Here is a 24,217-nt window from a genome sequence, read left to right as displayed (position 1 = left end):
ATTCTAACCGACTGAACTACCGCTGCGCGTAACTTGCGAGAGTGGTGGGTGATGACGGGATCGAACCGCCGACCCTCTGCTTGTAAGGCAGATGCTCTCCCAGCTGAGCTAATCACCCTTCGTCTCGAAGTGGGGCGCATTCTACAGCCGACGATTCCTAAGTCAATGCCCTGATTGAAATTTTTTTCATTTTCCGCGAAAAAAGTTCGGCGTGCGGTTACCTGCCTCGGTGCGGCCCCAGGTTCGCGAGCAAGGCCGCTCCCACAGAACCAAGGACCGCGTGTGCTCTTGTAGGAGCGAGCTTGCTCGCGAACAGCCCACGCTCGAGCCACAAAAGAAAAGGGCGACCCTCAGGCCGCCCTCCTCTTCCACGCTCGACACTCAGTCGAGGTAGATCATCTTGCGCGTCATGCCACCATCGATCACCAGCTCCTGGCCAGTGACGAAGCCGGCGCTGTCGCCGATCAGCCAGGCCACCGCCGCCGCAACGTCTTCCACCGTGCCGACGCGACCGACCAGGTGCTGGTCATGGTCCAGCTCGGTCAATGGCTCGGCCTCGCGCTCACGCAGGTCGCGGGCGTCTATCCAGCCCGGGGAAATCGCATTGACGCGGATATCCGGCCCCAGACTGCTGGCCAGGGCGTGGGTCAGCGACAACAACCCACCCTTGCTCGCTGCGTAGGCTTCGGAATTCGGCTCGGACTGGTGCGCCCGGGTGGAAGCGATATTGACGATGGCACCGCTGTGCGCACGCAGGTACGGCGCGCAGTGCTTGGCCAGCAGCATCGGGCCGGTGAGGTTCACCGCCAGGGTACGGTTCCACTCGTTCAGGCCGAGGCCTTCCAACGGCGTGTTGTGCGGCCGGGCAATGGCCGCGTTGCTCACCAGCGCATCGAGGCGGCCGAACTGGCCGATCAATTCGGCGACGGCTGCAGCGACCTGCCCTTCATTGGCCACGTCCAACGCGATGAAGCTGGCGCGCTCGCCCAGCGCCGCCGCAACCTTCGGGCCGCGCTCGCGGTCGATGTCGGCCAGCACCACCTGCCAGCCCTCGGCGACCAGCCAGGCGGCGACGCCCAGGCCGATGCCATGCGCCGCACCGGTGACCAGCACCACGTGGCCGTTGCCCAGGGCGTCCATCATGCTCACAGTGCCGCCAGGCCTCGCGCCAGGTCGGCCTTGATGTCATCGACATCTTCCAGGCCCACGGCAACGCGGATCAGGTTGTCACGAATGCCGGCGTTCTCACGCTCCAGCGGCGACAAGCGACCGTGGGAAGTCGTAGCCGGATGCGCAATGGTGGTCTTGGTGTCACCCAGGTTGGTGGTGATGGAGATCATCCGGGTGGCATCGATGCAGCGCCAGGCTGCAGCCTTGTCACCCTTCACCTCGAAGCTCACCACCGCACCGAAACCCTTCTGCTGACGCTTGGCCAGTTCGTGCTGCGGATGGCTGCCGAGGCCTGCGTAGTACACACGCTCCACACCCGGCTGTTGCTCCAGCCACTCGGCGACTTGCTGGGCCGAGGCACTGTGAGCCTGCATGCGCACGCGCAGGGTTTCCAGGCCCTTGATGAAGATCCAGGCATTGAACGGGCTGAGGGTCGGGCCAGCGGTACGCAGGAAGCCGACAACCGGCTCCATCTGCGCCCGGCGACCGGCAACCACCCCCCCCATGGTGCGGCCTTGGCCGTCGATGTACTTGGTCGCGGAGTGGATCACCACGTCCGCCCCCAGTTTCAGCGGCTGCTGCAGCGCCGGGGTACAGAAGCAGTTGTCCACCGCCAGCAATGCGCCCTTGGCATGCGCGATCTCGGCCAATGCGGCGATGTCGACCAGCTCAGCCAGCGGGTTGGACGGCGATTCGACGAAGAACAGCTTGGTGTTCGGCTTGCAGGCCGCTTCCCAGGCTTTCAGGTCGCTCAGCGGCGGGTAGTCCACCTCGATGCCGAAGCGTTTGAAGTACTTCTCGAACAGGCTGATGGTCGAGCCGAACACACTGCGCGAGACCAGCACGTGGTCGCCGGCGCTGCACAGGCTCATTACCAGGGAAAGAATGGCCGACATGCCGGTGGAGGTGGCCACCGCCTGCTCGGCGCCTTCCAGCGCGGCGATGCGCTCCTCGAAGGTCCGCACCGTGGGGTTGGTGTAGCGCGAGTAAACGTTGCCCGGTACTTCACCGGCAAAGCGCGCGGCCGCATCGGCGGCACTGCGGAACACATAGCTGGAGGTAGTGAACAGGCCTTCGCCGTGTTCCGCCTCCGGGGTGCGGCGTTGCCCGGCGCGTACTGCGAGGGTGTCGAAACCGACACCCTCCAGGTCGCTGTCCAGCCGGCCGGCTTCCCAATCCTGAGCCATGCCCTGCTCTCCCTATTCGTTTCTGAATCAGTCGTTGTACAGATCGATGATGGCGCTGACCGCGGCACTCTTGGTCTTGGTGACGTCGTTGCGCGCCTGGTCGATCTTGTTCAGATAGGCTTCGTCGACGTCGCCGGTGACGTATTCACCGTTGAACACGGCGCAGTCGAAGTGGTCGATCTTGATCTTGCCGCCCTCGGTGGATTCGATCAGGTCCTGCAGGTCCTGGTACACCAGCCAGTCGGCGCCGATCAGTTCGCCGACCTCCTCGGTGCTGCGGTTGTGCGCGATCAGCTCGTGGGCGCTCGGCATGTCGATGCCGTAGACGTTGGGATAGCGCACCGCCGGGGCGGCGGAGCAGAAGTAGACGTTCTTCGCACCGGCCTCGCGGGCCATCTGGATGATCTGCTTGCAGGTCGTACCGCGAACGATGGAGTCGTCCACCAGCATCACGTTCTTGCCGCGGAATTCCAGCTCGATGGCGTTGAGCTTCTGGCGCACCGATTTCTTGCGCGCAGCCTGGCCGGGCATGATGAAGGTACGGCCGATGTAGCGGTTCTTCACAAAGCCTTCGCGGAACTTCACGCCCAGGCGGTTGGCCAGCTCCAGGGCGGCGGTGCGGCTGGTGTCCGGGATCGGGATGACCACGTCGATGTCGTGGTCGGGACGCTCGCGGAGGATCTTGTCGGCCAGCTTCTCGCCCATGCGCAGGCGCGCCTTGTAGACCGAGATGCCGTCGATGATGGAGTCCGGACGGGCCAGGTAGACGTGCTCGAAGATGCACGGCGAGTACTGCGGATTGGCCGCGCACTGGCGGGTGTAGAGCTTGCCGTCTTCGGTGATGTATACCGCTTCGCCCGGAGCCAGGTCGCGGATCAGGGTGAAGCCGAGGACGTCCAGGGCCACGCTTTCCGAGGCGATCATGTATTCCACGCCGTTCTCGGTGTGGCGCTGGCCGAAGACGATCGGACGGATCGCATGGGGATCGCGGAAGCCGACGATGCCGTAGCCGGTGATCATCGCCACCACGGCGTAGCCGCCGACACAACGGGCATGCACGCCGGCAACCGCGGCGAAGACGTCTTCCTCGGTGGGCTGCAGCTTGTTGCGCACCGCCAGCTCGTGGGCGAACACGTTGAGCAACACTTCCGAGTCGGAGTTGGTGTTCACGTGGCGCAGGTCGGATTCGTAGATTTCCTTGGCCAACTGCTCGACGTTGGTCAGGTTGCCGTTGTGCGCCAGCGTGATGCCGTAGGGCGAGTTCACGTAGAACGGCTGCGCCTCGGCGGAGCTGGAGCTGCCCGCGGTCGGGTAGCGCACGTGGCCGATGCCGATCTTGCCGACCAGGCGCTGCATGTGGCGCTGCTGGAAGACGTCACGGACCAGCCCGTTGTCCTTGCGCAGGTACAGACGGTCGTCCTGACAGGTGACAATCCCCGCAGCGTCCTGGCCACGATGCTGGAGAACAGTGAGGGCGTCATAAAGCGCCTGATTCACGTTCGACTTGCCCACGATACCGACGATGCCACACATGCGACGCAACCCCTAGTTGGTGTTCAGGCTAAAACAATTCCGTATTCGGCAGTATCCACCGGACCTGCCGTAGCGGCGACGGCTACCCGTCGCCTCTGCCCGCCCGTCACTGGGCCGGCAGCAAGGTCCCCACTCCGGATGGCGGAGTGATGGTCACGCCGGACATCCACTGCCCGGCGAAAGTCAGGATGAAGTTCTTCGACCAGTCGGCGACCATCAGGAAATGCGGCATCAACACCGATTGCTGCCACCACGGATCCTGTTGCACCGGCGCAAGGCTCAGCAGCCCGACCAGCAGAACCACCAGCAGCACGCCACGGGCGCCGCCGAACACCATGCCGAGCACGCGGTCGGTGCCGGACATGCCGGTCACCCGCACCAACTCGCTGATGAGGAAGTTGACGAGTGCGCCCAGCAGCAGCGTGACGATGAAAAGAAGAGCGCAAGCGGCGATGACACGTCCCGAGGGCAGCTGAATGTAGGGTGCGAGATGCTCGGCCAGGGCGCCACCAAACATCCAGGCGACCGCACCGGCTACGATCCAGGTGACCAGCGACAGGGCTTCCTTGACGAAACCACGACTCAAGCTGATCAGGCTGGAAATGACGATGATGCCGATCATCGTCCAATCGACCCAGGTAAATGCCACGATGCGGCCCAGAAACGGAAAGGCCCCGCATTTTAGCAGAGGCCTTCGATTTAGAAGAGCCCCAGTTTGACATGAGGCCGATTGAAAGAAGCTAACGAACGGGCTCAGCCGCGCTCAGGCTGGAAGCGCACGACGAAACCATTGAGCTTCTGCTGCTTGCCGAGCTGGTCGCGCAAACGATCCGCCTCGGCTCGCTCGACCACCGGGCCGACAAAGACCCGGTTCATGCCGTCGAAGCTGCGCACATAAGCGTTGTAGCCCTGGCTGCGCAGGGACTTCTGCAACTCATCAGCGCGGGCACGGTTGGACAGGCTGGCCAGTTGCACCGACCAGCTCACCGGCAGGTTGTTGCTGTCCAGGCGCTGGGCCGGCTGTTGCACCGGCGCTGCGGGAGCGGTACTGGCCTGGGCCGGTTGCGCCGCAGGCGCGGCCGGCTTGGTAACGGCTGGCGGAGCCGGAGCCTTGGGTTGCGTCGGCTGGACCTGCTGGGCCGGCAGGCTGGCAATGGGGGCGGACGGTGTCTGCGCCGGCGCCACTTCGGCCGGCTGCACGGCGTTATCGGCATCCTCGGTCTGGGGCTCGGGAACTTCGGTGGGCTGCACTTCGACGGTGGGCATGGCCGGCGGCTTGGGCATTACCGGCGCCTCGACCACCACCTGGCGTACCTCATCCTCGCGGGAGAACAGCATCGGCAGGAAGATCACGGCGAGTGCCAGCAGCACCAGCGCTCCGACTACCCGCTGCTTGAGCCCCTTATCGAGCAACGCCATGCACAACTCCCCTTAGGTCTACTTTATTGAGCAGCCTTGGCGAGCCACTCCAGGGCATCCGCCACGCTGTAGAACGAACCGAACACCAGAATCTCGTCATCGGTGCCCGCTGCATCGCACTGCGCCACCAGCGCCGCGGCGATATCGCCATGGCAACTGACCTGCGCGCCGCGAGCCCGCAACGCGCCCTCCAGCTCCGCGGCCGGACGGCTGCGTCCAGTGGGCAGCGGCGCGACGGCCCAATCCTGCACCAAGCCGAGCACGGGTTCCAGTACGCCGTCGAGGTCCTTGTCCGCCAGCAGGCCGAACACCGCGTGGCGCACGCCTTTGGGCGGCGCCGTACGCAGGCGGCTGGCGAGGTACTGCGCAGCGTGCGGATTATGCCCGACGTCGAGCAGCAAGTGGCGCTCTTCGCCGCGCCATTGCACGGTGCGGCGGTCCAGTCGACCGGTCACGCGAGTGCGCAGCAGCGCAGCAATCAATTGCTCAGGCTGCCACGGCAGGTCCAGCAAGGCGTAGACCTGCAAAGCCAGCGCCGCGTTCTCCATCGGCAGCTCAAGCAGTGGCAGGTTGTGCAGGCTCAGTGCCTCGCCCGTGGCGGACCGGCCGCGCCAGTGCCAATCGGCGTCCCCCATCGCCAGGTCGAAATCACGGCCACGCAGGACCAGCGGCGAGCCGAGCTGGCGCGCCTGCTCGAGGATCGGCGCTGGTGGCTCCAGGTCCCCACAGACGGCAGGCTTGAGGGCCCGGAAGATGCCCGCCTTCTCGAAGGCCACGCTTTCACGGGTATCGCCCAGCCAGTCGGCGTGGTCGATGCCGATACTGGTGACTACGGCAACGTCGGAGTCGATCAGGTTGACCGCATCCAGGCGGCCGCCCAACCCGACTTCCAGCACCACGGCGTCAAGGTTGGCGCGCTCGAACAACCAGAAGGCCGCGAGCGTGCCCATTTCGAAGTAGGTCAGGGAGATTTCGCCGCGAGCCGCCTCGACCGCGGCGAAGGCTTCGCAGAGCGCGTCGTCGCTGGCTTCGACACCGTCGATGAGCACGCGCTCGTTGTAGCGCAGCAGGTGCGGCGAGCTGTACACGCCGACGCGCAGGCCCTGCTCGCCGAGCAGGGCGGCGAGGAAGGCACAGGTGGAACCCTTGCCGTTGGTGCCGGTGACAGTCACCACGCGGGGCGCAGGGCGCCCCAGACCAAGCCGGCCAGCTACTTCACGGGAGCGATCCAGCCCCATGTCGATTGCCGTGGGGTGAAGTTGTTCGAGATAGCTGAGCCAGTCGGCAAGGGTACGTTGGGTCATCCTGCGAGCGCGGTACTTGGTGTGTGAGTGAACTTGGCGAGCAGCTTGGCCAGCCGCTCACGCATTTCCGAACGGTGAACGATCATATCGATGGCGCCGTGCTCCAGCAGGAACTCGCTGCGCTGGAAGCCTTCAGGCAGCTTCTCGCGCACGGTCTGCTCGATCACCCGCGGACCGGCGAAACCGATCAGGGCGCGCGGCTCGCCGACGATCACGTCGCCGAGCATCGCCAGGCTGGCGGATACGCCGCCGTAGACCGGGTCGGTCAGCACGGAAATGAACGGGATGCCCTCTTCGCGCAGACGGGCCAGTGCGGCGGAGGTCTTGGCCATCTGCATCAGCGAGATCAGCGCTTCCTGCATGCGCGCGCCACCCGAGGCGGAGAAGCAGATCATCGGGCAACGGTTTTCCAGCGCGTAGTTGGCGGCGCGCACGAAGCGCTCGCCGACGATGGAACCCATGGAACCGCCCATGAAGGAGAACTCGAAGGCGCTGACCACGACTGGCAGACCCATCAGCTTGCCGCTCATGGAGATCAGCGCGTCCTTCTCGCCGGTATCCTTCTGCGCGGCGGTCAGGCGGTCCTTGTACTTCTTGCTGTCGCGGAATTTCAGGCGGTCCACCGGCTCCAGCTCGGCACCCAGCTCCTCGCGGCCTTCCTCATCAAGGAAGATATCGATGCGCGCGCGGGCGCCGATACGCATGTGGTGATCGCACTTGGGGCAGACGTCGAGGGTCTTTTCCAGCTCCGGACGGTAAAGCACCGCCTCGCAGGACGGGCACTTGTGCCACAGGCCTTCCGGTACCGAGCTCTTCTTCGCCTCGGAACGCATGATGGAAGGGATCAGCTTGTCTACCAGCCAGTTGCTCATGCTCTCGTCTCCAGTGCAGTGACACGCCGCGATGGATTGCGCGTGCCGCTGAGCAAATTCATCGTCGCGGCTCCGACCTCAAGGCCGGAACCCCTCGCAAACAAAGGCGCCGCCTGGGGCGTCGCCACGGATACAGCACTCGATGCGGGTCGCCGGTGGCAAGACTGCCAATACCGACAACTCCCAGCGCCACCCATGGGCAGCGATTGGGTAGTGGACGGCGGCAGGCCGCTCGTCGTCACATGAAGATTCCGCGTCAGGCCACCGAACGGCACTGCGCGATGAAATCGCGAATCTTCTGCGCATCCTTGATGCCCTTGCTCGCCTCCACGCCGCCGCTGACATCCACGGCGTAGGGGCGCACCTGGGCGATGGCAGCGGCGACGTTGGCAGCCGTCAGGCCGCCGGCCAGGATCAGCGGACGCTCCACGTCGTTCGGCACCAGGGACCAGTCGAAGGCCAGCCCGGTTCCACCGGGAATACCTTCCACATAGGTATCGAGCAGGAAGCCGCTGGCCTGCGGGTACTTGTCGATCTGCGCCGCCACGTCGTCGCCGGGCTTCACACGCAGAGCCTTGAGGTAGCGCTTGTGCCAGCCAGAGCAGGCCTCGGGTGTCTCGTCGCCGTGGAACTGCAGGACGTCCAGCGGCACCGCATCGAGGATTTCCCCCAGCTCGCAGCGGCTGGCATTGACGAACAGACCGACGGTGCTGACGAAGGGCGGCAGCGCCGCAACTATCGCCCGCGCCTGCTGAATGCTCACCGCGCGCGGACTCTTGGCGTAGAACACCAGGCCGATGGCGTCGGCGCCCGCCTCGGCGGAGGCCAGGGCATCCTCGACTCGGGTAATACCGCAGATTTTGATGCGAACGGCGGACAAGATGCAGCAACCTTCAGGCAAGTGATCGATCGATGGTAGCAAATGCCCCAGGCATCGTCAGCCGGCGATATCCGGCAAACTTGAAAGGAAATGTGGCCCGAGGTAGCGCTTGGGCAACACGAACTCCTCGGGGTACTCCACGCTCACCAGGTACAACCCGTAAGGGTGCGCCGTGATGCCGCCGGCACGCCGATCGCGCGCGGCCAGCGCCTCGGCCGCCCACTCCACCGGGCGCTCGCCGGCACCGATGGTCATCAGCATCCCGGCAAAGTTGCGCACCATGTGATGCAGGAAGGCGTTGGCGCGGACATCCAGCACAATGAAGCGCCCATGCTCGATCACTTCCAGGTGATGCACGGTCTTGATGGCCGACTTGGCCTGGCACTGCACCGCGCGGAACGAGGTGAAGTCGTGGGTACCGACCAGCGCCCGGGCCGCCTCGCGCATACGCGAGACATCCAGCGGACGGTGGTTCCAGGTGACCTCTTCGGCCATATGCGCCGGGCGTATCTGGTCGTTGTAGATCACGTAGCGATAGCGCCGCGCCATGGCGGTGAAGCGTGCATGGAAATGAGCGGGCATCACCTTGGCCCAGGTCACGCTGATGTCGTTGGGCAGGTTGGCATTGGTGCCCATGACCCAGGCGACGAGCGAGCGCTCGGCGGTCGTATCGAAATGCACCACCTGCCCACTCGCATGTACCAGGGCATCGGTACGCCCGGCACACATCAACGAAACCGGGTGATCGGCCACCCGCGACAGCGCTTTTTCCAGCGCGCCCTGCACGGTCGGCACACCGCTTTCCTGGCGCTGCCAACCGCGGTAACGCGAGCCTTTGAATTCGACGCCCAGGGCAATCCTGGAAACGCCAACGGCGGCCGATTCGGCCGCCGCTGAGGGTACTGCTTCAATCATCTATCTGGAGCCTTCCGGCTCAGGCGATACGCCCGAGCAGTTCGCGAGCTTCCTGCTGCTGGTTGTCGTTACCCTCGGTGAGGACTTCATCGAGGATGTCGCGGGCGCCTTCGGTGTCGCCCATGTCGATGTAGGCACGCGCCAGGTCGAGCTTGGTGGCCGCTTCGTCAGCACCGGAGAGGAAGTCGAAATCGTCTTCGTCGTCGGCACCTTCGCCCGGCAGATCCAGTTCGCTGGCGGAGAAGCCCTCTTCTGCCAGCGACTCGACAGGAGCCTGCGGCTCGTCGTTGTGCGCGGAAAGACGGTCGAGCTCGGCGCTGACTTCGTCCAGTTGGGCGGCGAAGCTGTCGTCGGCCCTGGCCGGTGCCGGCTCGTCATCCGCAAGGGACAGGTCGAAGTCATCCGGCAGGTCGTCGGGTTGCGGTGCCTTGCTCTCGATATCCAGGCTGAACTCCTCGGGGCTCACGCCGGACAGCGAAGCGGTGTCGTCGTCCAGGCCCAGCAGGAAGTCCTCTTCTGCCGAAGCCAGGGTGGAGTGGGAGTCTTTCTCCAGGCCCTTGTCCAGATCCAGGGAGAAGTCGCTCAGATCGTCGACCAGGGACGGAGCCTCGGCCTTGGCAACCGGCTCTTCCGGCAGGTCCAGATCGAAGGCGAACTCGTCATCGGCCTTGGCGCTCGGCACTGCGGTCGGCGAACCGCCCAGGCCCAGGTCGTCGTCCAGGTCGAAGCTGCCAAAGGAAAGCTCGTCGTCCTGCTGCGCGACCGGCGCGGCGGGCTTGTCGTCACCCAGATCGAGGTCGTCCAGCGCCAGGTCGAAGGCATCGTCCAGGTCGCCATGGGGCTGCGCAGCGGGCTCCGCTGCGAGAGCCGGACTACCCACAGACGGGCTATCGATGGCGAAGTCGTCCAGACTGAAACCGTCGAGGTCGTCGTCCGAAGCTGCGGCGGCAGCGGCCAGGCCACCACCCACGGCAGCCAGGGCGACCATGCCGGGGTACCGGGATTTCAGTTGTTCGACCTGCGGCTCGGCACCGCCGATCTCGCGCAGCTCGTTTTCCTGGCGAGCGAAACCTTCGCGATCACCGATCTCGGCATAGACCTCCATCAGTTTCAGGCGCAGGTCGGTGCGCTGCGGCTCGTCGTAGATGGCGCCCTGCAGCAATTCGGCGGCCTGGTTGAAGCGACCGTAGGCGATGTAGATGTCCGCCTCGCCCAGCGCATCGCTGGTCTGCGCGGCAACGCGCTCGGACGCCTGGGTCGGGGCGGCGACTTCGGCAGCCTGAGGAATGTCCAGGGTATCCAGCTCGCTGCCAGCCAGGCTCAGGTCGTCATCCAGGGTCGGCTCGTCATCGTTGGCGAGGGCAGCGAGGTCTTCCTGCTCCTTGGCAGCGCGACGGCGGGAAATGATCATCAGCAGGACCAGCAGCGCCAACAGCAGGCTGCCGGCGATGGCGCCCAGCCAGATCGGGTTGGCCAGGATCTCGTCGATGAAGCTGGTCTGCGCCTGATCGGCCGGGGCCGCGGAGGGTGCCGGGGCTGGCTTGGGCTTCTGCGCTTCTGGCGCGGGAGCAGGAGCAGGAGCAGCCGGAGTGGGTGCCGGAACCGACTGCGCTTGCGCTTCGGTGGCAGGCGCCGGCGGAGCGCCTGCATCGGCAGCGGGCGCGGCCGGTTGCGCCGGTGCAACGGGTTGTTCGGCAACGGCCGGAGCCGGCGGTGTGCCCGGCTGGGCAGCCGAATCAGCACCTGGCGCAGGGACCGGCACGGCAGCTGCGCCATTCGCTGCGGCCTTCTGGTTGCCCAGTTCGCTCTGTAGCTTGGCGAGTTGCGCATCCTTGAGCGCGATGAGCTTCTGCAGTTTGTCCATCTGGCTCTGCAAGTCGGTCATGCGGCTCTGCAGCTCGTCGTTCTCGCGACGGGTGCTGTCGAGGCTTTCCTTGGTGACGGCCAGCTTGTCAGCGACGGCCTGGCCGTCCCTGCTCCCCTTGTCGCCCCCCTTCGCCTTGCCGTTCTCGCCGGAGAGCAGGCGCAGGCTGTCCTTGGTTTCTGCCTGGGCAGGCGCGTTACCGGCATTGGCGCGCGGAGTGGCGTCCAGCTGACGGGCGCCGCCGGCGGGCAGGCTGCGGCCTTCGCGCCAGGCAGTATATTGCTGGTTGACCTCGGTCGCGGCCTCCGGCTGGGTACGCGCCTTGATCTGCCCGGCGTCGGGCAGTCGCAGCACCTGGCCGCTCTTCAGGCGGTTGATATTGCCGCCGAGGAAGGCATCGGGATTGAGGTCCTGGATCGCCAGCATGGTCTGCTGCACGGAGACGCTGCCGTCCGGGCGCGCACGGGCAGCGATCTCCCAGAGGGTGTCGTTCTTGCCGGTGCGATACTCGTTGCCTTCCAGTCGACGCGTCGCGGCAGCGGTGGGAGCCGTGCTACGCGCTGGCGCAGCGGCCGGGCGCGTCGCGGCGGTGGCGGACGGACGAACTACCGGTGCGGGTACGGCCATCGGCGCGCGCGGCACGGCAGCGGCGGTCTGCGGGGAATACAGCGGCGGGTCCAGCAGCACGGTGTACTCGCGCAGCAAACGGCCGTTGGGCCACAGCACCTCCACGAGGAAGTTCAGGTAGGGTTCCTGTACCGGCCGGTCGGAGGTCACGCGGATGACGCTCTTGCCGTTGGGCTTGACGATGGGGGTGAACTTCAGCCCGGTCAGGAAGTACTGACGGTCGACACCGGCCTTGTTGAAGTCCTCCGGCGACGCCAGCTTCGGGATCACCTCGGCCGAAGACAGGTCGCGAACTTCGACCAGCTCGATCTCCGCATCCAGCGGCTGGTTCAGTGCCGAACGCAGGTGGATGTCTCCCAGCCCCAGCGCATGCGCCATGCCCGAGGTCAGTGCCGAAGCAGCTGCGATTGCCTGCACCAGTTTGCGAAGCCGGACCATATATTAATCCCTTGTTTTAATAGCTTTTTTCTGGATTAGAACAACGTCTAACGGGCGCCGCTGCCCACTGCACTGTCCGTTTTCACGGCAGTGTTCTCCCCTGTCAGCGACGTTCCCGGCCAGTATTGCCAAGCTAGAATACTTCTTCAAATATTCGGTAAGTATCTTTTACAGATAGTGTTTTATCAACAATTCGCCCAAGTTCACAGCATTTAGGGCTGCGCCTTTTCTCACATTATCTGACGCAATCCACAAATTCAGTTCGCACGAATCTGTCAGACCGGTACGAAGGCGACCGACGTAAACACTATCCTGCCCCTGTGCATCGCCGATGACAGTGGGGTAATCGTCTTCCACCAGCTCGATGCCATCGACTGCGTTCAGCGCGGCACTGATCGCGCCCAGGGAAACCGGCGCTGCCGTCTTGATGGAAAGCATCAGGGTATCGCCGAAGAACACCGGCGCCACACTGCAACTCACGCTCAAGCCCTTTTCGAGCTCAGGGAACAGCGCGGCGAGTTCCGCGGCGATACGACGCTCCACCGGCGAATAGCCGTGTTCGTCGACGCCTCCCAGCTGCGCCAGCATGTTGAAGGCGAACTGGCGATCCACCAGGCGCGGCTCGAGCGGTCGGGCATTGAGCAGCTCGGCGGTCTGCCGCGCCAACTCCTGCACGCCTTCGCGCCCCAGCGCTGAAGCGGACAGGCAGGCGTTCACCGCGACCTGGCGCAGCTCCACCACACCACGCAGCGCGGCGAGCACTTCGGCAACCTCGGCGGCGGGCGCTGCTGGCGCGGCAATCAAGGCGGGAACCTGCAGGGTTTGGACGGCATCGCCATTCACGCAGGCCAGTGCCAGCAGCGCGCAAGCGTTATCCCGCGATGCACCACTGAGATCGATCACGCTGCAGCCGGCCTCATCGGCGCGGGCGGCGCACTCGGCAGCAGCTTCAGCCCCCACGGAGAGAAAGGCCAGGCGCACCTTGGCGAAGTCGAAATCATCGAGCTTGCCGACCCGGATGTTGCGCCCACGGAAGGCGACCGACTTGCCGGCAGATTCGCCACTGGCCAGCAGATACAGGTTGGCGACGGGAAAGTCGCGCTCCTCCAGCAATTCGACCAAAGCCTCGCCAACGAGTCCTGTGGCGCCTACTACGGCGATGTCGAGTGTTTCAGGCATCCGGTGTCTCACAATCGGTGGGAAAGTAGCGCAGCACTTTACTGCCCCCACCCGCGGCGAAGCAATCGAGGGCTCCGCCGCCTATCGCCGCAGCTCAGGGGCGCGGCGCGCCATCCGTAGCCTGGGCCGTCAGCGGCGCGCTCGCCTGGGCGACTTCCGCTGCCGACGCCTGCGGATGGCCCGCTTGTGGCGCGGCCTGCGCCTTGGCGCGATCCTGCTCGGCCAGCCGCGCGATCAGGCCGGCGATCTGCGAGTCCTTCAGTTCGATCAGCTTGTTCAGCTTCTGGGTCTGGCTTTCCAGATCGGAAATCCGGCTGCGCAGCTCCTCGCCTTCGCGGCGCGCGCTGTCCAGGCCTTCCTGAGCCACGGCCAACTGTTCGACCTCGACCTTGCCCTTGTCCTTGCCCGGCTGACCGGAAACCAGACGCAGGCTGTCGCGCTCTTCGGCCTTTGCCGGCGCGCTGCCCGCCTCGACCTTGCGGGTGGCGTCCAACTGGCGCCCCTGCTGGGCCACTTGCGGATTGCGCCTGGCCTTCCACTGCGAATTCTGCGTTTCCACATGCGCCACGGCCTGGGCGTGGCTCTGCTCGCGCACCTGCTGTTCGCTGGGCAGGCGCAATACCTGGCCGACTTTCAGACGATTGATGTTGCCGTCGACGAAGGCATCGGGATTCATCCGCTGCATCGCCGCCATGGTCTGCATGACCGAGACGCCGCTGGACGGTCGATTGCGCGAGGCGATGTCCCACAGCGCATCGTTGCGCTGGATGCGGTAGCTCTCAGCCGGCGCACTGGCTACCGAAGGCGCCAGCGGCTGCGCTTGTGGCGCACGAACGGCAGTCAGCGGCGCGATGGCCGGCGGTGTCACCGGGCTGGCCACGTAGGTCGGCGGGTCAAGCAGCAGGGTGAATTCGCGGACCAGTCGGCCTTGCGGCCAGACCACCTGGAGAACGAAGTTCACGTAGGGCTCGCGGATCGGCCTGGAGGAGCTGACGTGAATGACGCCCCGGCCATTCTTGCCCAGGTCAGGGGTGAACTTCAGCCCGCTGGTGACGACGTTGCGATCCACGCCCAGGCGTTCGAAGTCTTCTGCCGAGGCAAGGCTCACCACGACTTCCTCGGAGCTCAGGTCAGCCGCGCCGCGCAGGTCGATGTTGGCCGAGAGGGTCTGGCCCAGCGCCGCCCGCGAGGAGATGTCGCCCAGTTCCAGGGCGCCTGCCATGCCGGGCATGAAAGCCGCGGCCACTGCCGTCGCCAACCACAATCTGTGTAACCGAGCCATTTTCTCCCCCGCTGCTTGCTTGCCGTCGGCCAGCGCGAAAAAGCGCGCCGAAACCTGTCCCCATGGACGGGCTGCGAGGATAGCGACTGGTTCCCGGTGGCATTTACGGGTGCGTCACAGAAACTGGCGCCAAAGGGCCATCGGTCATACGGAGTGGCGTTTTTGTGCGGCGGTTCACCTACCCACAGGGAACTTCTCGTGCATCACAAAGCACGACGCCGGCTCAAGGCCGGCGTCGTGAGGGTCATGCAGAGCGATCAACGCTCGAGCAGGATGCGCAACATGCGGCGCAGCGGCTCGGCAGCGCCCCACAACAGTTGGTCGCCTACGGTGAAGGCGCCCAGGTACTGGGTACCCATGTTGAGCTTGCGCAGACGGCCGACCGGAACGCTCAGGGTGCCGGTGACGGCGGCCGGAGTCAGTTCGCGCATGCTGATCTCGCGCTGGTTCGGGATCAGCTTGACCCAGGGGTTGTGCTGGCTGATCAGGCCTTCGATGTCCGCAATGGGCACATCCTTGTTCAGCTTGATGGTCAGCGCCTGGCTGTGGCAGCGCATGGCGCCGATGCGCACGCAGATGCCGTCCACCGGGATCGGGTTCTTGAAGCGGCCGAGGATCTTGTTGGTCTCTGCCTGGCCTTTCCACTCTTCGCGGCTCTGGCCGTTGGGCAGTTCCTTGTCGATCCACGGGATCAGGCTGCCAGCCAGCGGCGCACCGAAGTTCTCAGTGGGCATGGCGTCGCTGCGAATGGCTTCGGCGACCTTGCGGTCAATGTCGAGGATGGCGCTGGACGGGTTGGCCAGGTCATCGGCGACGGACGCGTTGATGGCGCCCATCTGCTTGATCAGCTCGCGCATGTTCTGCGCGCCGGCGCCCGAGGCCGCCTGGTAGGTCATGGCGCTCATCCACTCGACCAGGCCGGCTTCGAACAGGCCGCCCAGGGCCATCAGCATGAGGCTGACGGTGCAGTTGCCGCCGATGTAGTTCCTGGTGCCGGCGTCCAGCGAGTTGTCGATGACCTTGCGGTTCACCGGATCGAGGACGATCACCGCGTCATCCTGCATGCGCAGGCTGGAAGCGGCGTCGATCCAGTAGCCCTGCCAGCCGGCTTCACGCAGCTTGGGGAAGACTTCGCTGGTGTAGTCGCCACCCTGGCAGGTCAGGATGACGTCGAGGGTTTTCAGTTCCTCGATGCTGTAGGCGTCCTTCAGGGGGGCAATGTCCTTGCCAATGGACGGACCTTCGCCACCCACGTTGGAGGTGGTGAAGAACACCGGCTCGATCAGGTCGAAGTCCCGCTCTTCCAGCATCCGCTGCATGAGCACCGAACCCACCATGCCACGCCAACCGATCAGACCTACACGCTTCATCGCTACTACACCTTCAAATATTTAGAGGGCCGTCGTTCCCGCTTTCCTACAGGGGCGCGGGAACGAGCGAGCCGGACAGATTACAGATTCCGCAGTGCTGCGACTACCGCGTCGCCCATTTCGCGGGTACCGACCTTAGTGCAGCCTTCGGACCAGATGTCACCGGTACGCAGGCCCTGGTCGAGGACCAGGCTCACGGCCTTCTCGATGGCGTCGGCGGCGGCGCCTTCATTGAAGGTGTAACGCAGCATCATCGAGACCGAGAGAATGGTCGCCAGCGGGTTGGCGATGCCCTTGCCGGCGATGTCCGGCGCGGAACCGTGGCAAGGCTCGTACATGCCCTTGTTGTTGGAATCCAGCGAGGCAGAAGGCAGCATGCCGATGGAGCCGGTGAGCATGGAAGCCTCATCCGACAGGATGTCGCCGAACATGTTGTCGGTCACCATCACATCGAACTGCTTCGGCGCACGGACCAGTTGCATGGCGGCGTTGTCGACGTACATGTGCGACAGCTCGATGTCCGGGTAGTCCTTGGCGACTTCCTCGACCACTTCACGCCACAGCTGGCTGGAAGCCAGGACGTTGGCCTTGTCCACCGAGCACAGCTTCTTGTTGCGCACGCGGGCCATGTCGAAGCCGACGCGGGCAATGCGACGGATTTCGCTCTCGCTGTACGGCAGGGTGTCGTAGGCCTGGCGCTCGCCGTTCTCCAGCACGCGCTGCTCGCGCGGTTGACCGAAGTAGATACCGCCGGTCAGCTCGCGGACGATCAGGATGTCCAGGCCGGCGACCACTTCGGGCTTCAGGCTGGAGGCATCGGCCAACTGCGGGTAGAGGATGGCCGGACGCAGGTTGCCGAACAGGCCCAGCTGCGAGCGGATCTTCAGCAGGCCGCGCTCGGGGCGGATGTCACGCTCGATCTTGTCCCACTTCGGGCCACCCACGGCACCCAGCAGCACGGCGTCGGAAGCGCGCGCGCGCTCCAGGGTCTCGTCGGCCAGCGGCACGCCGTGCTTGTCGATGGCGGCGCCGCCGATCACGTCTTCGGTCAGCTCGAAGCCCAGGGCGAACTTGTCATTGGCCAGCTCCAGCACCTTGACCGCTTCGGCCATGATTTCCGGACCGATACCGTCGCCGGGAAGAACCAGAATCTGTTTGCTCATCTCTCTGCTCACTTTAAAAAGTCGCTTGGCAAAAAACGTAACGCTCCGGGCGGCGCGGGCCACCCGGAGCGATCAAAAAACTGAAATCAGCGCTCCGCCCAGAGCACCAGCACGTCGGTGCTGAAGGAGCCCTCGGCGTCGATCTCGAAATACTCGCGCACCTCAATGCCCATCGAAAGCTGCAGGGCACGAATGGCCTGGCGCATGACCTCGGGGGTGCGCATGCGCTCGACCCAGGAGGTGAACTCCAGGCGCAGGCGCTGGCGCTTGGCGGCAGTCACCGCGAGGCCCGCCTCACCGACAAGACGCGCCCACTCCGACGGGGAGTAGTCACGCACATGGCTGGTGTCGCGCAGGACTTCCACAGTCTGCAGATAGGTGTCCAGCAGAGGCAAGCCCGGCGCGGCGACATCGATGAAGCAGGCCACGCCGCCCGGCTTGAGCACGCGACGCACTTCCCGCAGCGCCTGGCCGACATCCCGCCAGTGGTGCGCGGAATAGCGGCTGAAGACGAAGTCGAACTCGCCGTCCGCGAACGGCAGCTGCTCGGCGGCGCCACAGCGCGTAGCGATGTTGCCCAGGCCGCGCTCGGCGGCGGCCGAGGCCACCACCTCGAGCATCTGCTGAGAGAGGTCGTAGGCGATCACTTCATCGCAGAATTCCGCGATCTGGAAGCTCACATGCCCAGCACCACAGCCAAGGTCGAGCACGCGCGAGCCGGCATCAGCCGCCACGGCCTCGCGCAGCAGCGCGAACTCCTCGCCCTGGGCGTGTACCGCGCTGGTCAGGTATGCGTTGGCCTGGGCGCCGAACTGGCGCTGGACCACTTGCTCGTGACGACTCTCGGTCATGACTCTCTCCTTCCAGGGTGCGACGCCACTCAGGCGTCGCGGAACAACCAGGGCTGGCTCTGCTTGTAACCAGCTTCGAAACTGCGGATGGCCTCGGCGTCCTGCAGGGTCAGGCCGATGTCGTCCAGGCCGTTGAGCAGACAGTGCTTGCGGAACGCGTCCACTTCGAAGCTGTACCGCTTGCCGTCCGGACGGGTCACGGTCTGCGCGGCGAGGTCGACGGTCAGCTGGTAACCCTCGGTCGCTTCGCACTGGGCGAACAGCTCGTCCATTTCTTCATCTTTCAGGATGATCGGCAGCAGGCCGTTCTTGAAGCTGTTGTTGAAGAAGATGTCGGCGAAGCTCGGCGCGATCACGGTGCGGAAGCCGTACTCGTCCAGCGCCCACGGCGCGTGCTCGCGGGAGGAGCCGCAACCGAAGTTCTCGCGGGCCAGCAGCACGCTGGCGCCCTGGTAGCGCGGGAAGTTGAGGACGAAGTCCTGGTTCACCGGACGCTTGGAGTTGTCCTGGTTCGGCTGGCCCACGTCGAGGTAGCGCCACTCGTCGAACAGGTTCGGACCGAAGCCGGTACGCTTGATCGACTTGAGGAATTGCTTGGGGATGATCTGGTCGGTGTCGACGTTGGCGCGGTCGAGCGGCGCGACGAGGCCGGTGTGCTGAGTAAAGGCTTTCATTTATAGGTCTCCTCAGGCCTGCATCAATTCACGTACGTCGATGAAACGACCGGTCACGGCAGCCGCGGCAGCCATCGCCGGGCTCACCAGGTGGGTACGACCACCGGCGCCCTGGCGGCCTTCGAAGTTGCGGTTGGAGGTGGAAGCGCAATGCTCGCCGCTCTCCAGGCGATCCGGGTTCATCGCCAGGCACATGGAGCAGCCCGGCTCACGCCATTCGAAGCCGGCTTCGATGAAGATCTTGTCCAGGCCTTCCTGTTCGGCCTGGGCCTTCACCAGGCCCGAGCCCGGCACGACCAACGCCTGCTTGACGGTGGCGGCGACCTTGCGGCCCTTGGCCACGGCAGCGGCAGCGCGCAGGTCTTCGATGCGCGAGTTGGTGCAGGAGCCGATGAAGACGCGGTCCAGCTGGATGTCGGTGATCGCCTGGTTGGCGTTCAGGCCCATGTACTTCAGCGCGCGGACGATGGAATCGCGCTTGACCGCATCGGCTTCGGCCGCCGGGTCCGGCACGTTCTGGTCCACCGCGAGGACCATCTCGGGGGAAGTGCCCCAGCTGACCTGCGGCTTGATGTCCTCGGCACGCAGCTCGACGATGGTGTCGAAGTGCGCATCGGCGTCGGAAACCAGGTCGCTCCAGGCTTCCACGGCCTTGTCCCAGTCGCTGCCTTGCGGCGAGAACGGGCGGCCCTTCACGTATTCGATGGTCTTCTCGTCGCACGCCACCATGCCGACGCGAGCGCCCGCTTCGATGGACATGTTGCAGATGGTCATGCGGCCTTCCATGGACAGGTCGCGGATGGCGCTGCCGGCGAACTCCAGGGCATGGCCGTTGCCGCCCGCGGTGCCGATCTTGCCGATCACCGCGAGGACGATGTCCTTGGCGGTCACGCCGAAAGGCAGCTTGCCCTCCACACGCACCTGCATGTTCTTCATCTTCTTGGCGACCAGGCACTGGGTGGCGAGCACGTGCTCCACCTCGGAGGTGCCGATGCCGTGGGCCAGCGCGCCGAAGGCGCCGTGGGTCGAGGTGTGCGAGTCGCCGCAGACCACGGTCATGCCCGGCAGGGTCGCGCCCTGCTCCGGGCCGACCACGTGGACGATGCCCTGGCGGACGTCGTTCATCTTGAATTCGAGGATGCCGAAGTCATCGCAGTTCTCGTCCAGGGTCTGCACCTGGATACGCGACACTTCGTCGGCGATGGCCGCCAGGCCGCCCTTGCGCTCCACCTGGGTGGTCGGCACGTTGTGGTCCGGGGTGGCGATGTTCGCGTCGATGCGCCACGGCTTGCGGCCAGCCAGGCGCAGGCCTTCGAAGGCCTGCGGGGAGGTCACTTCGTGGAGGATGTGGCGGTCGATGTAGATGAGCGACGAACCATCGTCACGGCGCTTCACCTCATGCATTTCCCAGAGTTTGTCGTAGAGCGTCTTGCCGGCCATCAGAGAATCCTCATCAGCGTCTTTCTATGCCCCTTGGGCTTGTGGGGACGATCCTATGGAAAGGCGCCGAATAACTCAAATTCATATTTTTTATCCAAAGGATTCCCACAAGGAATACGGTGCGCTATAAAAGTCAGGCGCCGCTTCCAGAGCGCAGGGAGTCGACATGGACCTGACCAGCCTCAACACCTTCCTCGCCATCGCCGAATCCGGCAGCTTCTCCGAGGCCGGCGAGCGTCTGCATCTGACCCAGCCGGCGGTGAGCAAACGCATCGCCGCCCTGGAGAACCAACTGGGCGTGCGCCTGTTCGACCGCGTCGGTCGCGAGGTGACCCTCACCGAGTCCGGTCGCGCCCTGCTGCCGCGGGCCTACCAGATCCTCAGCGTGCTGGACGACACCCGCCGCGCCCTGACCAACCTGAACGGCGAAGTCAGCGGCCGGCTGGTCCTGGCCACCAGTCACCACATCGGCCTGCACCGCCTGCCGCCACTGTTGCGCGCCTTCACCAAGGCCCACCCGCAGGTGGCGCTGGACATCCAGTTCTGCGACTCGGAAGTGGCCTACGAAGAAATTCTCCATGGTCGCGCCGAACTGGCCGTGATCACCCTCGCCCCGGAAACCGCCGAACCCGTGCGCGCGGTACCAGTGTGGGACGACCCGCTGGACTTCGTCGCCGCCCCCGAGCACCCGCTGTCGGTTCAGGGCCCGGTGTTCCTCGCCGACGTGGCGCGGCACCCGGCGGTGTTCCCCGGCGGCAATACCTTCACCCACCACATCGTGCGGCGCATGTTCGAGGCCGAAGGCCTGACGCCGAACATCGGCATGAGCACCAACTACATGGAGACCATCAAGATGATGGTCTCCATCGGCCTGGCCTGGAGCGTGCTGCCACGCACCATGCTCGACGACAGCGTCGTCCGCCTGCCGCTGCAGGACATCCAGCTCAGCCGCCAGCTGGGTTACATCCTGCATACCGAGCGCACCCTGTCCAACGCCGCACGGGCCTTCATGCGCCTGCTCGACGCCCAGGCGGCCGGACTTGCGCCTGTCGCGGCCTAACCTCTATTGTTCTGACAGAATTAGAAGAAGGGGCCAGAATGCCCGTCCGCATGTCACCTCGCGATGACCGGCCCCACTTGGCCGGTGCCGGCAGACAAAGGGGGAGCGACGCATGAGCAGCGATCCCCTCTCGCCCCCGCTTATCGACGGCCAGGACAAGTTCGCCAAAGCCTTTCATACCGCGCCTGACGCCATGGTCATCACCGACCGGGACAGCGGACAATTCCTCGAACTCAATGCCAGTTTCGTCGACCATTTCGGCTGGAGCCGCGACGAAGCCCTCGGCCGCACCTCTCTGCAACTGGGTCTCTGGCGCAGCCTCGACGAACGCCAGCGGATGCTCGACAAGATCACCGCCGAGCGGCAGATCGACGGCTTCGAAGTCACGTTGCTGACCCGCACCGGTGAAACCCGCAGCGCCCGTGTCTATGGCTGCCAGATCGACCAGGACGGCCGCGCCTGCCTGGTGCTGACCGTACGCGACATCACCCGGGTACGCGCCCAGGAACAGGCCTTGCGCGACAGCCAGGAGCGCCTGGACCTGGCGCTGGACTCCGCGCAACTGGGCATCTGGGACTGGCACATTCCCAGCGGCCTGCTCTACGGCTCGGCCCGCGCCGCCGTTCTGCACGAATTGCCTGAGCGGGATTTCCACGGCCCCTTCGGCGAGTTCTTTGCCTGCGTCGACAAGACCGACCGCCAGCGCATGCGCCAGGCCTATGCCCGGCTGGCCCGCGGGCCGGAGAACGACTACCGGTTCACTTACCGCGCCCAGCTCGACTCCGGTGAAGTGCGCTACCTGGAAAGCCGTGCGCGGCTGTACCGCGACGCCCACGGCAAACCGCTGCGCATGGCCGGCACCCTGCTCGACATTACTGAGCGCGTGCTGCGAGAACGCAGCCTGCAGGCCTCGGAAGAGAAGTTCGCCAGCCTGTTCCAGGGCAGCCCGGACCCGATCTGTGTATCGCGGGTACGCGACGGCGAGTTCGTCGAGGTCAACCCGAGCTTCTGCAGCACCTTCGGCTGGCTCGCCGAGGACATCATCGGCCGCTCGTCCCACCAGGTCACCTTCTGGGCCGACCATCACCAGCGCTCACGGCTGTTCGAGCAACTGATGCGCGATCATTCGCTGCAGAACGTCGAAGTGCAGTTCCTCACCCGCGAAGGCCAGACCATCACCTGCATGGTCGCCAGCCGACTGATATGGGTCGATCGCCAACTGTGCATCCTCTCCAGCTTCCGCGACGTCACCCGGCGCTTGCAGGCCGAGGCGGCACTGAAGGCCAGCCAGGAGAAGTTCGCCAAGGCGTTCCACTCCAGCCCCGACGCCATCACCATCACCGAGCGCGAGACCGGCCGCTACATCGAGGTCAACGAAGGCTTCCACCGCCTCACCGGATTCCGCCCGGAAGAGGTGCTGGGACAGACCTCGCTGGAGATGAACATCTGGGCCGACCCGGACGAGCGGCTGAACATGCTCGCCGCGCTGAACCGCGACGGCTTCGTCCACCATCTGGAAATGCGCGGCCGCCACCGTGACGGCACGATCAAGACGGTGGACGTGTCGGTGGAGCCGATCGAGCTGGGCGGCGTGAACTGCCTGCTGCTCACCGCCCGCGATACCAGCGAACTGAGGGAAGCCGAGGCGCGCATCCAGCACCTCGCGTACCACGACGCCCTGACCGACCTGCCCAACCGCGCGCTGCTGATGGACCGCCTCAAGCAGCAGATCGCCCTGCTGCAGCGTCACAGCCTGCGGGGCGCCCTGCTGTTCCTCGACCTCGACCACTTCAAGCACATCAACGACTCGCTCGGTCATTCCGTCGGCGACTCCATCCTGCAGATGGTGACCGCTCGCCTGGAAGCCAGCGTGCGCCAGGAAGACACCGTGGCGCGCCTGGGCGGCGACGAGTTCGTGGTGCTGCTCACCGGCATCGAGGGCAGTCGCCTGGAAACCGCCCAACAGGTGCGCCAGCTAGCGGAAAAGCTGCGCGACCTGCTGGCCGAACCGATGCTGCTCGACGGCCATCGCCTGCAGATCACCCCCAGCATCGGCATCGCACTGATCCCCGACGACGGCGCGACCCCGGACGACCTGCTCAAGCGCGCCGACATCGCCATGTACCGCGCCAAGGACGCCGGACGGAACACCGTGCAGCTGTTCCACGAGTCCATGCAGCAAGCTGCCAGTGAGCGTCTGCGCCTGGAAAACGGCCTGCGCATGGCGCTTGCCCGCCGCGAATTCAACCTGCACTACCAGCCGCAGGTGGACGCCCGCGACTCGCGCATCGTCGGCGCCGAGGCGCTACTGCGCTGGCGTCACCCGACCCGCGGGCCGCAATCGCCGGCCAGCTTCATCCGGGTGCTGGAGGACAGCGGGCTGATCGTCGAAGTCGGCCAGTGGGTAATAGAAGAAGCCTGCCGCACCGGCGCGCGGCTGCTCGCCGAGGGCCGCATCGACATCGAGAACTTCAGTCTGAGCGTGAACATCAGCCCACGGCAATTCCGTCAGAACGATTTCGTCGAACGCCTGCTGGGGGTGTTGTACAAGGTCAAGTTGCCACCCCGCCTGCTCAAGCTGGAGATCACCGAAGGCATCGTGATTCAGCAGCTGGATGACACCATCGCGCGTATGGAGCGGCTACGCGAGGCCGGCGTGCAGTTCGCCATGGACGATTTCGGTACCGGCTATTCATCGCTGACCTACCTCAAGCGCCTGCCGGTGGACAGCCTGAAGATCGACCAGAGCTTCGTGCGCGACGCGCCGAGCAACAGCAACGACGCGGAAATCGTCCGCGCCATCATTGCCATGGGGCACAGCCTCGGCCTGGAGCTGGTCGCCGAAGGGGTGGAAACCCCCGAACAGCTGGCGCTGTTGACCGAACAGGGCTGCCACCTGTACCAGGGCTACCTGTTCGGCCGGCCGGTGCCGCTGGAAGACTTCATCGCTTTGCTGCCGGGCCGCGACACCCCGCAGGGACGCTGAGGC

Annotated in this window: 19 protein-coding genes and 1 tRNA gene; 2 read left to right on the top strand and 18 right to left on the bottom strand. The window is 65.2% G+C overall.

Translation table 11 applies throughout. The features are described 5' to 3' along the window. Positions 1–42 precede the first annotated feature (42 nt). From C167_RS0121595 to leuC, 18 genes are all read right to left on the bottom strand, one after another. Positions 43–118, bottom strand: a tRNA-Val gene (locus C167_RS0121595). Positions 119–381: 263 nt separating this feature from the next. After that, positions 382–1,143, bottom strand: a complete 762-nt coding sequence (locus C167_RS0121590; protein ID WP_037006287.1) for an SDR family oxidoreductase — start codon at positions 1,141–1,143, stop codon at positions 382–384. A gap of 2 nt (positions 1,144–1,145) precedes the next feature. Next, entirely contained in the window at positions 1,146–2,357 is a 1,212-nt protein-coding gene (locus C167_RS0121585; RefSeq protein ID WP_017520384.1) for an O-succinylhomoserine sulfhydrylase, read from the bottom strand. A 27-nt stretch (positions 2,358–2,384) separates the two neighbouring features. Beyond that, positions 2,385–3,890 (bottom strand): amidophosphoribosyltransferase, encoded by a 1,506-nt coding sequence (purF, locus tag C167_RS0121580; RefSeq protein WP_017520383.1) that lies wholly within the window; start codon positions 3,888–3,890, stop codon positions 2,385–2,387. Positions 3,891–3,996: 106 nt separating this feature from the next. Beyond that, positions 3,997–4,539, bottom strand: coding sequence for a CvpA family protein (locus tag C167_RS0121575; RefSeq protein WP_026079195.1), 543 nt, complete (start codon positions 4,537–4,539; stop codon positions 3,997–3,999). Between the two features lie 104 nt (positions 4,540–4,643). Then, on the bottom strand, positions 4,644–5,309 hold the full coding sequence (locus C167_RS0121570) for an SPOR domain-containing protein (RefSeq protein ID WP_017520381.1): 666 nt from the start codon (positions 5,307–5,309) through the stop codon (positions 4,644–4,646). A gap of 23 nt (positions 5,310–5,332) precedes the next feature. Next, a complete protein-coding gene (gene folC / locus C167_RS0121565) occupies positions 5,333–6,613 on the bottom strand; it encodes a bifunctional tetrahydrofolate synthase/dihydrofolate synthase (RefSeq protein ID WP_026079194.1) in 1,281 nt (426 codons plus the stop codon). Further along, complete coding sequence (gene accD / locus C167_RS0121560) at positions 6,610–7,485, bottom strand: acetyl-CoA carboxylase, carboxyltransferase subunit beta (RefSeq protein ID WP_017520379.1); 876 nt, start codon at positions 7,483–7,485, stop codon at positions 6,610–6,612. The genes folC and accD overlap by 4 nt, the downstream gene beginning before the upstream one ends. Before the next feature lie 256 nt (positions 7,486–7,741). Beyond that, positions 7,742–8,365 (bottom strand): phosphoribosylanthranilate isomerase, encoded by a 624-nt coding sequence (locus tag C167_RS0121555; protein WP_017520378.1) that lies wholly within the window; start codon positions 8,363–8,365, stop codon positions 7,742–7,744. 57 nt (positions 8,366–8,422) lie between these two features. Next, positions 8,423–9,280, bottom strand: a complete 858-nt coding sequence (gene truA, locus C167_RS0121550) for a tRNA pseudouridine(38-40) synthase TruA (RefSeq protein ID WP_017520377.1) — start codon at positions 9,278–9,280, stop codon at positions 8,423–8,425. A 19-nt stretch (positions 9,281–9,299) separates the two neighbouring features. Further along, positions 9,300–12,209 (bottom strand): FimV/HubP family polar landmark protein, encoded by a 2,910-nt coding sequence (locus tag C167_RS0121545; protein WP_017520376.1) that lies wholly within the window; start codon positions 12,207–12,209, stop codon positions 9,300–9,302. A 168-nt stretch (positions 12,210–12,377) separates the two neighbouring features. Next, on the bottom strand, positions 12,378–13,388 hold the full coding sequence (locus C167_RS0121540; protein WP_026079193.1) for an aspartate-semialdehyde dehydrogenase: 1,011 nt from the start codon (positions 13,386–13,388) through the stop codon (positions 12,378–12,380). Between the two features lie 94 nt (positions 13,389–13,482). After that, positions 13,483–14,619 carry a FimV family protein gene (locus C167_RS0121535; RefSeq protein WP_017520374.1) on the bottom strand — a complete coding sequence of 379 codons (1,137 nt, stop codon included), beginning with the start codon at positions 14,617–14,619 and terminating at the stop codon, positions 13,483–13,485. A gap of 308 nt (positions 14,620–14,927) precedes the next feature. Then, complete coding sequence (gene asd / locus C167_RS0121530) at positions 14,928–16,040, bottom strand: aspartate-semialdehyde dehydrogenase (protein WP_017520373.1); 1,113 nt, start codon at positions 16,038–16,040, stop codon at positions 14,928–14,930. Between the two features lie 80 nt (positions 16,041–16,120). Next, complete coding sequence (leuB, locus tag C167_RS0121525; RefSeq protein ID WP_017520372.1) at positions 16,121–17,203, bottom strand: 3-isopropylmalate dehydrogenase; 1,083 nt, start codon at positions 17,201–17,203, stop codon at positions 16,121–16,123. Between the two features lie 86 nt (positions 17,204–17,289). Then, positions 17,290–18,054 carry a class I SAM-dependent methyltransferase gene (locus C167_RS0121520; RefSeq protein WP_017520371.1) on the bottom strand — a complete coding sequence of 255 codons (765 nt, stop codon included), beginning with the start codon at positions 18,052–18,054 and terminating at the stop codon, positions 17,290–17,292. A gap of 29 nt (positions 18,055–18,083) precedes the next feature. Further along, complete coding sequence (leuD, locus tag C167_RS0121515) at positions 18,084–18,728, bottom strand: 3-isopropylmalate dehydratase small subunit (protein ID WP_017520370.1); 645 nt, start codon at positions 18,726–18,728, stop codon at positions 18,084–18,086. Between the two features lie 12 nt (positions 18,729–18,740). After that, a complete protein-coding gene (gene leuC / locus C167_RS0121510) occupies positions 18,741–20,168 on the bottom strand; it encodes a 3-isopropylmalate dehydratase large subunit (RefSeq protein ID WP_017520369.1) in 1,428 nt (475 codons plus the stop codon). Positions 20,169–20,334: 166 nt separating this feature from the next. Between leuC and C167_RS0121505 the strand changes: the two genes are divergently transcribed. Together C167_RS0121505 and C167_RS0121500 are read left to right on the top strand one after the other, a co-directional pair. After that, positions 20,335–21,228 (top strand): LysR family transcriptional regulator, encoded by an 894-nt coding sequence (locus C167_RS0121505; RefSeq protein WP_017520368.1) that lies wholly within the window; start codon positions 20,335–20,337, stop codon positions 21,226–21,228. A gap of 112 nt (positions 21,229–21,340) precedes the next feature. Continuing rightward, a complete protein-coding gene (locus C167_RS0121500) occupies positions 21,341–24,214 on the top strand; it encodes an EAL and GGDEF domain-containing protein (protein ID WP_017520367.1) in 2,874 nt (957 codons plus the stop codon). Positions 24,215–24,217: the final 3 nt, after the last annotated feature.

The sequence above is a fragment of the Pseudomonas nitroreducens TX1 genome, assembly GCF_000313755.1.
In the GTDB taxonomy this organism is placed as follows: domain Bacteria; phylum Pseudomonadota; class Gammaproteobacteria; order Pseudomonadales; family Pseudomonadaceae; genus Pseudomonas; species Pseudomonas nitroreducens_A.
The sequence above is the reverse complement of the archived record's forward strand: the minus strand, read 5'-3'. Positions and strand labels throughout refer to the sequence as shown.

Coding starts and splice junctions, on each gene's coding strand:
- C167_RS0121590 (WP_037006287.1), bottom strand. CDS start 1,143: ATGATGGACGCCCTGGGCAACGGCCACGTGGTGCTGGTCACCGGTGCG.
- C167_RS0121585 (WP_017520384.1), bottom strand. CDS start 2,357: ATGGCTCAGGATTGGGAAGCCGGCCGGCTGGACAGCGACCTGGAGGGT.
- purF (WP_017520383.1), bottom strand. CDS start 3,890: ATGTGTGGCATCGTCGGTATCGTGGGCAAGTCGAACGTGAATCAGGCG.
- C167_RS0121570 (WP_017520381.1), bottom strand. CDS start 5,309: ATGGCGTTGCTCGATAAGGGGCTCAAGCAGCGGGTAGTCGGAGCGCTG.
- folC (WP_026079194.1), bottom strand. CDS start 6,613: ATGACCCAACGTACCCTTGCCGACTGGCTCAGCTATCTCGAACAACTT.
- accD (WP_017520379.1), bottom strand. CDS start 7,485: ATGAGCAACTGGCTGGTAGACAAGCTGATCCCTTCCATCATGCGTTCC.
- truA (WP_017520377.1), bottom strand. CDS start 9,280: ATGATTGAAGCAGTACCCTCAGCGGCGGCCGAATCGGCCGCCGTTGGC.
- C167_RS0121545 (WP_017520376.1), bottom strand. CDS start 12,209: ATGGTCCGGCTTCGCAAACTGGTGCAGGCAATCGCAGCTGCTTCGGCA.
- C167_RS0121540 (WP_026079193.1), bottom strand. CDS start 13,388: ATGCCTGAAACACTCGACATCGCCGTAGTAGGCGCCACAGGACTCGTT.
- C167_RS0121535 (WP_017520374.1), bottom strand. CDS start 14,619: ATGCCCGGCATGGCAGGCGCCCTGGAACTGGGCGACATCTCCTCGCGG.
- asd (WP_017520373.1), bottom strand. CDS start 16,040: ATGAAGCGTGTAGGTCTGATCGGTTGGCGTGGCATGGTGGGTTCGGTG.
- leuB (WP_017520372.1), bottom strand. CDS start 17,203: ATGAGCAAACAGATTCTGGTTCTTCCCGGCGACGGTATCGGTCCGGAA.
- C167_RS0121520 (WP_017520371.1), bottom strand. CDS start 18,054: ATGACCGAGAGTCGTCACGAGCAAGTGGTCCAGCGCCAGTTCGGCGCC.
- leuD (WP_017520370.1), bottom strand. CDS start 18,728: ATGAAAGCCTTTACTCAGCACACCGGCCTCGTCGCGCCGCTCGACCGC.
- leuC (WP_017520369.1), bottom strand. CDS start 20,168: ATGGCCGGCAAGACGCTCTACGACAAACTCTGGGAAATGCATGAGGTG.
- C167_RS0121505 (WP_017520368.1), top strand. CDS start 20,335: ATGGACCTGACCAGCCTCAACACCTTCCTCGCCATCGCCGAATCCGGC.
- C167_RS0121500 (WP_017520367.1), top strand. CDS start 21,341: ATGAGCAGCGATCCCCTCTCGCCCCCGCTTATCGACGGCCAGGACAAG.